Source organism: Fontibacterium abundans (SeqCode) (assembly GCF_965235095.1).
Classification (GTDB): Bacteria; Pseudomonadota; Alphaproteobacteria; order Pelagibacterales; family Pelagibacteraceae; genus Fontibacterium; species Fontibacterium abundans.
In genome coordinates, this window is the sequence record NZ_OZ249405.1 from 415761 (window position 1) to 428294 (window position 12534).

Annotated in this window: 18 protein-coding genes; 16 read left to right on the top strand and 2 right to left on the bottom strand. The window is 28.7% G+C overall.

Annotated elements, in window-relative coordinates:
• Window positions 1-56 precede the first annotated feature (56 nt).
• The 9 genes from rpiB to AC8GER_RS02445 all read left to right on the top strand — a co-directional run bounded on the left by rpiB (window position 57) and on the right by AC8GER_RS02445 (window position 8016).
• Window positions 57-500: a ribose 5-phosphate isomerase B gene (rpiB, locus tag AC8GER_RS02405; RefSeq protein ID WP_506598354.1), complete on the top strand. Its 444-nt coding sequence runs from the start codon at window positions 57-59 to the stop codon at window positions 498-500.
• Between the two features lie 2 nt (window positions 501-502).
• Window positions 503-1789, top strand: coding sequence for a serine hydroxymethyltransferase (gene glyA, locus AC8GER_RS02410; protein WP_506598355.1), 1287 nt, complete (start codon window positions 503-505; stop codon window positions 1787-1789).
• A 5-nt stretch (window positions 1790-1794) separates the two neighbouring features.
• On the top strand, window positions 1795-2253 hold the full coding sequence (gene nrdR, locus AC8GER_RS02415) for a transcriptional regulator NrdR (protein WP_017969362.1): 459 nt from the start codon (window positions 1795-1797) through the stop codon (window positions 2251-2253).
• A 25-nt stretch (window positions 2254-2278) separates the two neighbouring features.
• Window positions 2279-3337, top strand: coding sequence for a bifunctional diaminohydroxyphosphoribosylaminopyrimidine deaminase/5-amino-6-(5-phosphoribosylamino)uracil reductase RibD (gene ribD, locus AC8GER_RS02420; protein ID WP_506598356.1), 1059 nt, complete (start codon window positions 2279-2281; stop codon window positions 3335-3337).
• Window positions 3338-3345: 8 nt separating this feature from the next.
• On the top strand, window positions 3346-3939 hold the full coding sequence (locus tag AC8GER_RS02425) for a riboflavin synthase (RefSeq protein WP_506598357.1): 594 nt from the start codon (window positions 3346-3348) through the stop codon (window positions 3937-3939).
• A 2-nt stretch (window positions 3940-3941) separates the two neighbouring features.
• Entirely contained in the window at window positions 3942-4997 is a 1056-nt protein-coding gene (gene ribB / locus AC8GER_RS02430; protein ID WP_506598358.1) for a 3,4-dihydroxy-2-butanone-4-phosphate synthase, read from the top strand.
• The gene (ribH, locus tag AC8GER_RS02435; protein WP_506598359.1) at window positions 4994-5416 is read left to right on the top strand and encodes a 6,7-dimethyl-8-ribityllumazine synthase; all 423 of its coding nucleotides are present in this window, start codon (window positions 4994-4996) and stop codon (window positions 5414-5416) included. The genes ribB and ribH overlap by 4 nt, the downstream gene beginning before the upstream one ends.
• Window positions 5416-5796, top strand: coding sequence for a transcription antitermination protein NusB (locus tag AC8GER_RS02440; protein ID WP_506598360.1), 381 nt, complete (start codon window positions 5416-5418; stop codon window positions 5794-5796). The genes ribH and AC8GER_RS02440 overlap by 1 nt, the downstream gene beginning before the upstream one ends.
• Window positions 5797-5910: 114 nt before the next feature.
• Window positions 5911-8016, top strand: coding sequence for a sodium-translocating pyrophosphatase (locus AC8GER_RS02445; protein WP_506598361.1), 2106 nt, complete (start codon window positions 5911-5913; stop codon window positions 8014-8016).
• On the opposite strand, the gene AC8GER_RS02450 is transcribed toward AC8GER_RS02445, so the two are convergent.
• Complete coding sequence (locus AC8GER_RS02450; RefSeq protein ID WP_506598362.1) at window positions 8013-8459, bottom strand: hypothetical protein; 447 nt, start codon at window positions 8457-8459, stop codon at window positions 8013-8015. The genes AC8GER_RS02445 and AC8GER_RS02450 overlap by 4 nt on opposite strands.
• A gap of 125 nt (window positions 8460-8584) precedes the next feature.
• On the opposite strand from AC8GER_RS02450, the gene rpmF reads away from it, so the two are divergent.
• From rpmF to AC8GER_RS02475, 5 genes are read left to right on the top strand one after another with little or no spacing between them, the layout of a single operon-like run.
• Window positions 8585-8764 (top strand): 50S ribosomal protein L32, encoded by a 180-nt coding sequence (rpmF, locus tag AC8GER_RS02455; RefSeq protein ID WP_017970077.1) that lies wholly within the window; start codon window positions 8585-8587, stop codon window positions 8762-8764.
• 25 nt (window positions 8765-8789) lie between these two features.
• Window positions 8790-9788 (top strand): phosphate acyltransferase PlsX, encoded by a 999-nt coding sequence (plsX, locus tag AC8GER_RS02460; protein WP_506598363.1) that lies wholly within the window; start codon window positions 8790-8792, stop codon window positions 9786-9788.
• A 10-nt stretch (window positions 9789-9798) separates the two neighbouring features.
• Window positions 9799-10110: an integration host factor subunit alpha gene (locus AC8GER_RS02465; protein ID WP_506598364.1), complete on the top strand. Its 312-nt coding sequence runs from the start codon at window positions 9799-9801 to the stop codon at window positions 10108-10110.
• Complete coding sequence (locus AC8GER_RS02470) at window positions 10091-10477, top strand: MerR family transcriptional regulator (protein WP_506598365.1); 387 nt, start codon at window positions 10091-10093, stop codon at window positions 10475-10477. Before AC8GER_RS02465 ends, AC8GER_RS02470 begins: the two co-directional genes overlap by 20 nt.
• A gap of 1 nt (window position 10478) precedes the next feature.
• Window positions 10479-10670: a 50S ribosomal protein L33 gene (locus AC8GER_RS02475; RefSeq protein WP_506598366.1), complete on the top strand. Its 192-nt coding sequence runs from the start codon at window positions 10479-10481 to the stop codon at window positions 10668-10670.
• 3 nt (window positions 10671-10673) lie between these two features.
• Here AC8GER_RS02475 and AC8GER_RS02480 read toward each other — a convergent pair whose 3' ends face one another.
• A complete protein-coding gene (locus AC8GER_RS02480) occupies window positions 10674-10946 on the bottom strand; it encodes a chorismate mutase (RefSeq protein WP_506598367.1) in 273 nt (90 codons plus the stop codon).
• 43 nt (window positions 10947-10989) lie between these two features.
• On the opposite strand from AC8GER_RS02480, the gene AC8GER_RS02485 reads away from it, so the two are divergent.
• Together AC8GER_RS02485 and rplM are read left to right on the top strand one after the other, a co-directional pair.
• Window positions 10990-12018 carry a COX15/CtaA family protein gene (locus AC8GER_RS02485; protein ID WP_506598368.1) on the top strand — a complete coding sequence of 343 codons (1029 nt, stop codon included), beginning with the start codon at window positions 10990-10992 and terminating at the stop codon, window positions 12016-12018.
• 58 nt (window positions 12019-12076) lie between these two features.
• A complete protein-coding gene (gene rplM, locus AC8GER_RS02490; RefSeq protein WP_506598369.1) occupies window positions 12077-12532 on the top strand; it encodes a 50S ribosomal protein L13 in 456 nt (151 codons plus the stop codon).
• Window positions 12533-12534 lie beyond the last annotated feature (2 nt).

The following is a 12534-nucleotide window of genomic DNA, read 5'->3' on the forward strand; positions in this document are numbered from 1 at the left end:
AATTTTTAATTATCTTTTTAATATACAAGCTATTTTGAAGTTGGTAATTAACTGTTGTGTCCAAATCATTAACTAAATCAATCATTATTGCCTCAGATCATGCTGGTTTTTTAATGAAAGAAAAAGTTAAAATTTTTTTAAATAAATCCAAAATTAAATCACTCGATGTTGGAACTTTCTCAGAAGAAAGAGTTGATTATCCAGATTATGCTAAAAAACTTGCTTTATTAGTTAAGAAAAAATCTTCTTTAGGAATATTAATTTGTGGTTCTGGGATAGGGGTTTCTATTGCGGCAAATAGGTTTAAAAAAATAAGAGCAGCTGTTTGTTACAATCAAATATCAGCATCTTTAGCTAGAAAGCACAATAATGCTAATGTATTATGTCTTGGTTCAAGATTAATTCATTTTAAAAACGCTAAAAAAATTATAAATACTTTTATGAGTACAAAATTTGAAGGTGGAAGACATACAGCAAGAGTAAAAAAGTTAGATAAATAAATATGAGCGTAGATAAAAAATATATTGAACAATTTTTTAATTCTAATTTAAAAAATTCAGATCCAGATGTTTACGATTCAATTCAAAAAGAATTTTCACGTCAGCAAAATCATATTGAATTAATTGCTTCTGAAAATATTGTTTCAAGAGCAGTTTTAGAAACTCAAGGATCCGTATTAACAAATAAATATGCCGAAGGTTATAGTGGCAAAAGATATTACGGAGGTTGTGAATTTGTTGATATTGCAGAAGACTTAGCTATTGAGAGAGCAAAAAAATTATTTAATTGTAATTTTGCAAACGTTCAACCGCATTCAGGCGCACAAGCAAACGGAGCTGTATTTTTAGCATTAATTAAACCAGGCGATACAATTTTAGGAATGGGTATTGATCAAGGTGGTCATCTTACGCACGGAGCTGCACCGGCAATGTCTGGAAAATGGTTTAATGCTATCGCATACGGAGTTAGAAAAGATAATGGCTTAATAGATTACGATTCAGTTAAAGAGTTGGCGATTAAACACAAACCAAAATTAATAATTGCAGGTGGAAGTGCTTATTCACGAATAATTGATTTTAAAATCTTTAAAGATATTGCAAAAGAAGTTGGCGCTTATTTATTAGTTGATATGGCGCATTTTTCAGGTTTAGTTGCCGGAGGAGTATATCCAAACCCAATCGAATATGCAGATGTAGTCACATCTACTACACACAAAGTTTTGCGAGGACCTCGAGGAGGAATAATTCTTACCAATAATGAAGAATTAGCAAAAAAATTTAACTCAGCTGTTTTTCCAGGTTTGCAAGGCGGACCATTAATGCATGTGATAGCCGGTAAAGCTGTTTGTTTTAAAGAAGCCTTATCAGACAATTTTAAATCTTATGCAAAATCAGTTGTAGAAAATGCACGAGCGCTTTCAGAAACTTTAAAAAATTTAGGCTATACAATTTTTTCAGGCGGAACTGATACGCATTTAATACTTATAGATTTAAGACCTTTTAAACTAACAGGAAAAGATGCTTCAGATTCATTGGGTAGAGCAAACATAACATGTAATAAGAATGGTATTCCTTATGACGATCAAAAGCCTTGGATTACTTCGGGTATTAGACTTGGAACTCCCGCATGTACTACAAGAGGATTTTCTGCAAATGAGTTTAAAACAGTTGGTGTTTTAATAGATCAGGTTTTAAAAGGTTTAATTAGTAATAACAGTGGCCAAGTAGAAAAAGAAGTTCAAGAAAAAGTAAAAAGTTTGTGCGCAGCATTTCCAATCTATAAATTTTAATTTTTGTGATTTGTCCATTTTGTAAAGAAAAAGAAACTTCGGTAATCGATTCAAGGCCTACAGAGGATGGAACTGTTATTAGAAGAAGAAGAGAATGTAGCTGTAAACAAAGATTTACCACTTTTGAAAGAGTTCAATTAAGAGAACTAATTGTTGTTAAAAAAAATGGAAGAAAATCTACTTTCGACAGAGAAAAATTAGCAAAATCTATTAACATTGCGTTAAGAAAAAGACCTGTAGATAGCGATACAATAGAAAAATTTATTTCTAAGATTTATAGAAATTTAGAAGATCTTGGTCAGGCTGAAATATTATCTAGCACGATTGGAAAATATGTAATGGAAGGTCTAAAAGAACTAGATCCTGTTGCCTATGTTCGTTTTGCTTCTGTGTATACTAACTTTAAAGAGGCAAAAGATTTTGAGCAATTTGTAGACCAACTTAATGTTCCCTCAAAAAAATAAAAGTAAGTTTATTAAGTCTTATTTTATGAACTTGGCTTTTAATTTAGCCAACATTCATAATAATATGACAGGCACTAATCCATCAGTTGGATGTCTAGTTTGTAAAAATGATAAAATTTTTTCTTATGGTCTAACAGGCATTGGAGGGAGTCCGCATGCGGAATATTCGGCTTTAGTTAATTTAAAAAAAAATAATAATTTAGATTGTTATGTTTCTTTAGAACCTTGTCATCATCAAGGAAAAAATCCGCCATGCACAAAGTCTATTGTTAATAAAAATGTAAAGAATCTTTATTATTCCGAAACAGATAATGATCCTAGAGTGCAAGGAAAAGGTCTTGAATTTTTACAAAATAATAAAATAAGAATTATTAAAATTAATAATATTTATAAAAATAATCTTTATAAAAGTTATAATAATTTTAATAAAAATTTTTTACCTAAAGTTTATGCAAAAGTTGCAACGACAAAAAATTATTATTCATTTATTAAAAACAGACCTCAAATAACAAATATTTATTCAAAAAAAATAACGCATATTTTACGTTCGGAAATTAATGCTATTTTAATCGGTGTTAATACTCATAATATCGACAATCCATTATTAAATTGTCGTATTAACGGACTTACACATTTAAGTCCTGCTCGTTTTATAATCGATCCAAATCTTAGAATTAATAGAAATTCTGAATTAATAATGTCTGCTAAGAAATTTAAAACTTATATTTTTTATTCCGATAAAAATAATAATAAAATTAATTATCTTAAAAATAAAAATATTTACCCAATTTATTTACCGCTAAACAAAAATAAGCAAATTGATTGTAAAGAAGTCCTAGTTACCATTGGTTTATTGGGTTACAAGAATGTCTTAATAGAGGGGGGCTACAATACTATAAAAAAATTTATTGATTTAAATTTAATAGATATTTTTTATTTTTTTAAAAATAATGAAATTATTAGTAAAAAATCATCTCATTCTTTCAAAAATATTTATATGATTTTAAAAAAGAAATTTAAAAATATAAAAAGATTACAACAAGTTTATTTGAAAGATAATACTTTAACAGTATTTCAAAAATAGTTAATTTTATGTTTACAGGTATAATAAAAAATATTGGCGTTATTAAAGAATTAACCAAAAAAAATAACGGTTATTTTTTATCTGTTATTTCAAATTTAAATTTTACTAAAAAAGATATTGGAACTTCTATTTCCTGTTCTGGAGTTTGTTTAACTTTAACTAAAATTAAAAAAAAAAATAAAAAAAATGAACTATTTTTTTATTTATCAAAGCATACAATTTTAACATCTGCTTATAAGTATCTAAAATCCGGAGATATAATAAATTTAGAAAAATCCATGAAATACGGCGATGAGTTTGCCGGTCATTTTGTTCAAGGACACGTAGATACAACAATTAAAGTTTTAAATATTAATACCAATAATAGCAAAAGTTGGACTATTTTTTTTAATATACCGATAAAATTTAAAAAATTTTTAATTGAAAAAGGATCTATAGCAATTAATGGAGTATCTTTAACCATTGCTGAAATTTTTGCTAATAAATTTAAAGTTGTGATTATTCCTCATACACTTCAAAATACCAATTTATTAAAATTACAAAAAAATAATTACGTCAATGTTGAGATTGATTTGATAGCTAAAACTTTATTAAAAAAATAAACATGTTTTCTTCAGTTAAAAAAATTATTCAAGATGCAAAAAAAGGAAAAATTTTTATATTAGTAGATGATAAAAATAGGGAAAACGAAGGTGATCTTGTTATACCTGCAGCGAAGATTGATCATAAAAAAATTAATTTTATGGCAACACATGGCAGAGGTTTAATTTGTTTAGCTATTGATAAAAATAAAGCTAAAGCACTGAATCTATCTTTGATGCCGAGCAGAAACTCTTCTCGATTACAAACTGCATTTACTATTTCAATTGAAGCAAGAAAAGGTGTCACAACAGGAATATCTGCAAAGGATAGAGCGCATACAATAAAAACAGCAATTAAAAAAAATGTTAGATCAAAAGATATATCGACACCCGGACATATTTTTCCATTAATTGCAAAAGACGGGGGCGTACTACAAAGAGCCGGTCATACGGAGGCTGCTGTTGATATAGCAAAACTTTCTGGTTGCGGTTCAAGTGGAGTCATTTGTGAAATAATGAACGCAGATGGTTCAATGGCAAAGGGAAGACATCTTCTTAACTATGCCAAAAAATTTAATTTAAATATTGCAAGAATTGAAGATTTAATTGCTTACAGATTAAAAAAAGAAAGTCTAATAAAGCTTAAAAGAATTGAACAAGTTAAGATTGGAAAAAGCGACACCTATCAAGTTAAAATTTATGAAAATAAATTAGATGGCAAAGAGCATATTGCTTTAATTAAAACTCAAGATAAAAAAATTGTACCCAGAGTTAGAGTTATATCTTCAAATATTGTAACAAGTTTTTTATCTCAAAATAAAGAAAATCTATCTATTAACAAAACACTTAATTATTATAAAAAATACAAGAATTGTATTTTGATTATAATTAGAGATGAGTTAATTAAAAATAATCTTAATAATAAAAAAGGCAGTAGTTTAAGAAATTATGGTATTGGCGCTCAAATTTTGAGAAATTTAAAGATAAGAAAAATGATTTTAATATCTAAGTCAAAAAAGAATATTATAGGTCTGGATGGTTTCGGTATAAAAATTCTCAAACAAGAGTTTATTAAATGAAGAAAAAAATATTAATCATTAGTTCATCCTTTTATAAAGATTTAGAGAAAAAACTTCTATTAGGGGCTTTAAAAAAAATAGATAAAAAATTATTTGATGTTAATCATTTTTCTGTTTCAGGAGCTTATGAGATACCGCAATTATTGAATATTTTATTAAAAGATAAGAAATATGCTTTCTGCGTAGCACTTGGTTGCATTATCAAAGGCCAAACTCCGCATTTTGACATTATTAGTCAGTCCGTATCAGATAAATTGTTAGAAATTTCAATTAAATATAATGTTCCAGTATCTAACGGCGTATTAAATTGTTATAATTTTAAACAAGCAGAAGTTAGAAGCGATCCTAAATTAAAAAATAAAGGCGGAGAAGCCGTACTCGGGGCATTGAGTGTTTATAATTCTATTTATAAACTTTAATGACTAACGTTAAAAACAACCCACGATTAATAATTGTTCAGCTTCTATATAGTTATTTTATAAATCAGGAAAAGTTGTTATTTGATTTTAAGAACCCCTATAAAAGATTTATCAAAAAGATCTGTAATGGTGTGATTGAGAATAACTTATTGTTAGAGGAAAAATTAATAAACTTTTTAGATAAAAAATTTGATCTTAAAAATTTTGAAATAATATTTTCTATTATATTAAAGTCTGCAATTTATGAGATTTTCTTTTATAAAAAGACACCTTTTAAGGTAGTCATTGATGAGCACTTAAAAATTACTAAAATGTTTCTTAATGATAAGCAAAAAAATATCATTAATGCAGTTCTGGATAAAATTGCAAAAAGTGTTTAATTTCTTAAAGTTTTTCATTTAATTTAAAGATCTTTCAATATAAAGGGTTGATTTTATTGAAGTAATTTGGCATCTACGTGGTTCTCGTTAACCTAACTAACTAAAAGTCTATTTATGCTTCTTAATCCAAGTTTCGTTCTGAATTTAGTAATCCTTTGTGGAATTTTATCAATTATTTTTGCTTATGTAACTGGCGTTCAAATTTTGTCAGCAAGTGCAGGTAATGCAAAGATGAAAGAAATTGCTGGTGCCATTCAAATAGGAGCGAGAGCATTTTTAAATCGACAATATAAAACTATAGCAATTGTTGGGGTGTTAGTTCTCCTTGTCGTAATTTATTTATTTAATTTTTGGGTTGGACTTGGTTATTTTATCGGAGCTTTTTTATCAGGAATAGCAGGATACGCTGGAATGTTAATTTCAGTTCAAGCAAACGTAAGAACTGCTGAAGCTTCAAGAAAAAGTTTAGCAGAAGGCTTGAGAATATCTTTTAAATCAGGTGCTTTAACAGGAATGTTAGTTGCTGGTTTAGCTTTACTGGCTATCGCTGTTTATTACTTAATACTTTTAGAATTAAAAATTAATGAAAGAGAAATTTCTAATGCACTTGTTGCTTTAGGATTTGGTGCTTCATTAATTTCAATTTTTGCAAGATTAGGTGGAGGAATTTTTACTAAAGGGGCGGATGTAGGAGCTGACTTAGTTGGAAAAGTTGAAGCTGGAATTCCTGAGGACGATCCTAGAAACCCTGCAGTGATCGCAGATAACGTTGGAGATAACGTTGGAGATTGTGCTGGAATGGCTGCGGATTTATTTGAAACTTATGCCGTTACAATCGTTGCTACAATGGTTTTAGCATCAATATTTTTCTCTGGAAATTTAAACATGTTAATTTACCCATTAGCAATTGCGGGTAGCTGTTTGATTACATCTATTATTGGAACTTACTTTGTAAGATTAGGCGCTAACAAAAGTATTATGGGTGCTTTGTATAAAGGCTTTATAGTTTCAGCAGTTTTATCTTTAGCTATTTTATATCCAGTTACTGAACACGTTGTTGGATTAACTAAAGTATATGAAGTAGGAGCTATTAGTTTTACTGGACTTAAATTGTATTACTGCGGAGTAATTGGTCTTGTAATTACTGGATTATTAATTTGGGTTACAGAGTATTACACTAGTACAGCTTACAACCCTGTTAAATCGATCGCTAAATCATCAACAACTGGACACGGTACAAACGTAATTCAAGGTTTGGCTATATCTATGGAAGCAACAGCAATACCTGCTTTAATTATTGTTGTTGGAATTTTATCAACTTATTTAATTGCTGGCTTATACGGAATTGCAATTGCAGTTACGACAATGTTAGCATTAACTGGAATGGTAGTTGCTTTAGATGCGTATGGACCAGTTACAGATAACGCTGGCGGAATAGCGCAAATGAGTAACTTACCTGCAAGCGTTAGAAAAGTTACTGACGCTCTTGATGCAGTTGGAAATACTACAAAAGCTATTACAAAAGGATATGCAATTGGTTCTGCGGGACTAGGCGCTCTAGTTTTGTTTGCTGCTTACACAGAAGATATTAAACATTTTGCCAAAACTCCAGGATCGGCATTAGAAGGAATTGTGGTAAATTTTGATTTATCAAATCCATATGTTGTTATTGGTTTATTAATTGGTGGTTTACTTCCATATCTGTTTGCTTCTATGGGAATGCAAGCAGTTGGTAGAGCAGGCGGAGCTGTGGTTATTGAAGTTAGAAGACAGTTTAAAAAATGGCCTGGTATTATGAAGAACAAACAAAAACCAGACTATAAAAACGCTGTAGATATTTTAACTAAAGCTGCAATTAAAGAAATGATCATTCCTTCTTTATTGCCAGTTTTATCTCCAATAGTTCTTTACGTTATAATTTATTACATAGCTGGAACTTCTTCAGCATTGTCTGCTTTAGGTGCAATGTTATTAGGTGTTATCGTTACTGGATTTTTCTTAGCAGTATCTATGACAGCTGGTGGTGGCGCATGGGATAACGCAAAAAAATATATTGAAGATGGTCATCATGGCGGAAAAGGTTCTGAGGCTCACAAAGCTGCGGTAACTGGAGATACAGTTGGAGATCCTTATAAAGATACGGCAGGACCGGCTGTTAACCCAATGATTAAGATTACAAATATTGTAGCTTTATTATTGCTTGCGATTATTGCTCGTTAGTCGTTAGACTTACCAAAGTTTTTAGCTCGTTGTCTCATACTTGCTAAGAAACTTGATAGAAAGCTGGAGTCTTTACCAAGACTGATGGTTGAAGATTCATCAAAAGGGTTTTTGCTTAAGGAATTTTTATCTAAGAAATTAATTTTTTTTAGAACACCTAAATCATCAAACTCTAATCTAAGAGTATTATTGTCAGTAATTATTTTTGTACCGTACTTATTTCTTGTTTGATGAACCTCATGGTAAAACCAAATATTATTATTAGTTAAGCCTATATTTTGAGGCGGACCAATCAGATTTAACACGTCATTAGTATTATTGATATTTACTTCCAAAGATTCCGATTTAATTTTTAAATTATCGATACCGTGCAATTCATCGATCGTAGTGCAGCTAACTATAAAAAATAATGCCAGGATATATTTATAGAAAGAAAATCTCATATGCTAAAAATCACTATCATATAAATATAAAATTTTGCCATCTAATCAACGATTATTAACTATGTTGATTTATTGGGGTTAAATGATATTGAGTGTCCTAATTTTTAAACTATTATAATATTCAAATGGCAGTACCTAAGCGCAAAACATCGAAAGCAAGAAGAAACTTAAGAAGATCACACCACGCTGTGTCTTTTGCAAATGTTATAGAAGATAAAAAAAGTGGTGAATACAGACTTCCGCATCATGTTGATGAAAAGACCGGAATGTATAATGGAAAACAAATTTTTAAGCCTAAAGCTTAATCTAATTAATTACCAATTTATTTAAATGAAATTTACAGTTGCAGTTGATGCAATGGGTGGCGATGAATCTCCTTTAAAAGTTATTAGAGGTTTAGATTTATTTTTACAAAGCAATCAAGATTTAAAATTTTTAATTTTTGGTAATAGAGATTTAATAAATCCTATCTTAGAAAAATATCCTTTAGTTGGCCCTTCAAGCACTATTGTTCATACCAATGAAAAAGTATTAGACAACTTATCTCCATTAGAAGCGGTTAAGAATGGAAAAAATTCTAGCATGTGGTTGGCTCTGACAGCATTAAAAAATAAAAATGCAGATATTGCTATATCAGCAGGAAATACTGCGGCCTTACTTGTTATGTCTAGATTAATTTTAGATACGATTGAGGGAATTGATAAGCCAGCCCTAGCGTCTATGTGGCCATCTCATAAAGGATTAAGTGTTGTTTTAGATTTAGGTGCAAATATTGATTGTAGCACAAAAAATTTAGTAGATTTTTCTAAATTAGGCGCAGCCTTGTACAGAGCTGTTTTCAAAAAAGAAAAACCAACAGTTGCGTTATTAAATATTGGAAGTGAAGACAGTAAAGGAAGTGATTTGCTGAAAAAAACTTTGCTGGAATTAAGACAGATCAATAGTGACAGTTTTTCGTTTAGCGGTTTCATAGAAGGAAATCATATAAAAGATGGAAATGTAGACGTAATTGTTACAGATGGTTTTTCAGGAAACATAGCTTTAAAAACAGCAGAGGGAACAGCAAAATATATTGCAGCTCTTGTTAAAGAAAAATTCTTAAATTCTTGGTATTCGAAATTTATTTATTTATTGTCATTTAAAATTTTTAACAGCATTAAAAATGATTTAGATCCAAGAAAGTATAATGGTGGAATATTTTTAGGACTAACATCACCGGTTGTAAAAAGTCACGGTGGCACAGATTATATTGGTTTTTATCACTCTATTAAATTGTGCTATAATATTTTAAATGGTAATTTGCAGGAACAAATACAAAAAAATTTATAAATAAATATTTGTGACAACTACAATCACAAGACAATATTTGTCCGACCTAGTTTACAAAGAGCTAGGAATTTCTAAAGTCGAAGCTTCAAATTTTATTGATGATATTTTTGAGTTTATTACGCTGCAACTTGAAAAAAAGAATAAGGTTAAGATAGCTAACTTTGGTTCTTTTAATATTCGGCATAAAAATGAAAGAATAGGAAGAAATCCAAAGACAAAGGAGCAAAAAGTTATTTCTAGTAGGACAGTGGTTACTTTTAAACCCTCTAAAATTTTAAAAAATAAAATTAATAAAAATATAAATGACGGAGAAGTCAGCTGAAGCTTTAAAAACAATAGGGGAAGTAGCTAAAGAATTAAATCTTATTGAATTAGAAACGGGAAAAGCAAAGACTTACATTTTAAGATTTTGGGAAAAAGAGTTTCCTCAATTGAAGCCCAAACTAAGAGCAAAGGGTCGAAGATATTACACAGCCGAAAATGTTACGCTTTTGAAAAAAATTCAATATCTTTTAAAAGATAAAGGACTGACTATAAAAGGTGCAAAAAAAATAATAGAAAATAATATTAATGATATTGAAGTTGACGATTTTGAGAGAAAAGATATAAGCACTAACGATTTATTAAATAAAAAAGAAAAGCTAAATAGAATTAAAAAAATTATTACCGAATTAAAAAACCTTTCTTAAAATGGCAAAAAAAACATCAATTAAAGTCAGACTAGTTCCAGAGTTAAAACCTAATAGTGCTTTTAATTATTATGTTAAAAAACCTACTGCTGGAGAAAAGGTTAAAAATAAACTAAGAGTTAGAAAATATAATCCCTCGACACGCAAACATGAATGGTTTGTGGAAAAAAAACTTCCACCACATAGTAAATAGTAGTTATTTAACTATTTTTTTTTCTAATTTTATTGAATACTGAATTAGTTTATTCCAAAAGTTTTTCACTAATATAAAATCAATTTTATTCTTTTTTGCTTCAGCCTTAATTCTTTTCATTATTTGATTAATTCTTTTTTTATCAACGATAGTTCTTTTGTTCTTATACTTTGCAATTTTTAAGACTTGCTTCTTTCTAAGACCAAGCAGCCTAATTATTTGATTATCAATAGTATCAATAGTAGAACGAATTTTTTGAATATTTTTTTGCGACATTAAAACGTTTTTAAAATAAGGATAAGTTAAGTATTAATTTATAATGCTAAACACAAATAATCTAAATAAAAAAAATATATATATTGCTTTTTGGTTGTATTTATCTTTATTTTTAGTTTCAGCACTTATCTTTATTGGTGGTCTTACTCGTTTAACAGAATCTGGTCTTTCAATAACTAATTGGGAATTGTTTAGCGGAATTTTACCGCCACTTTCAGATAAAGAATGGAATGATTATTTTTCTTTATACAAACAGATACCTCAATACAAAGAAATTAATTTCGGTATGTCTTTAGCTGAGTTTAAATATATTTTTTGGTGGGAATATATTCATCGATTATTAGCAAGATTGGCTTCCTTAACTTTTATCTTACCGTTCCTTTATTTTCTTATAAAAAAAGTTTTTAATTTTAAACAAATTATTCTCTATTCAGTAATTTCTTTACTATTTTTTTTTCAAGGATTTTTAGGGTGGTATATGGTTAAAAGCGGATTAATCTCAAATACAGACGTGAGTCATTTTAGATTGTCGGCTCATTTATTAGGTGCTCAAATTATTTTATCATTATTATTTTTTTCAATTTTATTTAGAGATGTTAAAAAAATTTACTTAAATTCTTATTCTTATTTAATTCTTTTCTTTTTAATAATTGTTTATTTTCAAATCGCAATTGGAGCATTTGTTTCAGGATTAGATGCTGCAAAAATCTATCAAACTTGGCCGTTAATGAATGGCAATTTTGTACCAGAGGATGTTTTGATTAAAGAATTTTCAAATTCAAAATCTTATTCTAGTCCTTCCCATGTTCAATTTTTACACAGGATTATTGCTTATTTTATAATATTAATTTTTAGTTTTATTTTTTATTTTTTACTTAAAAATAAAATTGTTAACTCGAAGTATTTATTCATAGTTTTATCCGCAATAATTTTCCAAGTGCTGCTTGGTATTCTAGTTCTAACCAGTGGTTATAAAATATATATTGCTAGTCTTCATCAACTAGGTTCGATTTTTTTACTTTTTTCGATAATTTATCTATTTTACCAAGTATCAATCTCTCAAAAATATTAAAATTTGCCTTTATCTATTTGACATAATTATAGGCAAAATATATTTATTCCGTTCCATTATGACTGAATTTATTAAAAAGAAAGACGTTAAAAAGAACTGGTACAAGATCGACGCAACAAATTTAATTGTTGGCAGATTAGCTTCTGAGATAACTAAAATTTTAAGAGGAACAAAAAAAACTAGCTTTACTCCAAATATGGATGATGGAGATTTCGTAATCGTAACTAATGCTAGAAAAATAAAATTTACTGGAAAAAAGTTTGTTGATAAAATTTATTATAAACATACAGGCTATCCAGGTGGTATTAAGGAAACTACTCCAAATCAAATTCTTCAAAAAGATCCATCTAGAATTATTAAATTAGCTGTTAAGAGAATGTTACCAAGAGGTCCGCTTGGCAGAAAACAACTTGGAAATTTAAAAGTTTATAATGATGATAAGCATCCTCATGAAACTCAAAAAGCAGTCGATTTCGATTTTAAATCTAGAAATAAAAAAAATTCATTAAATTAATA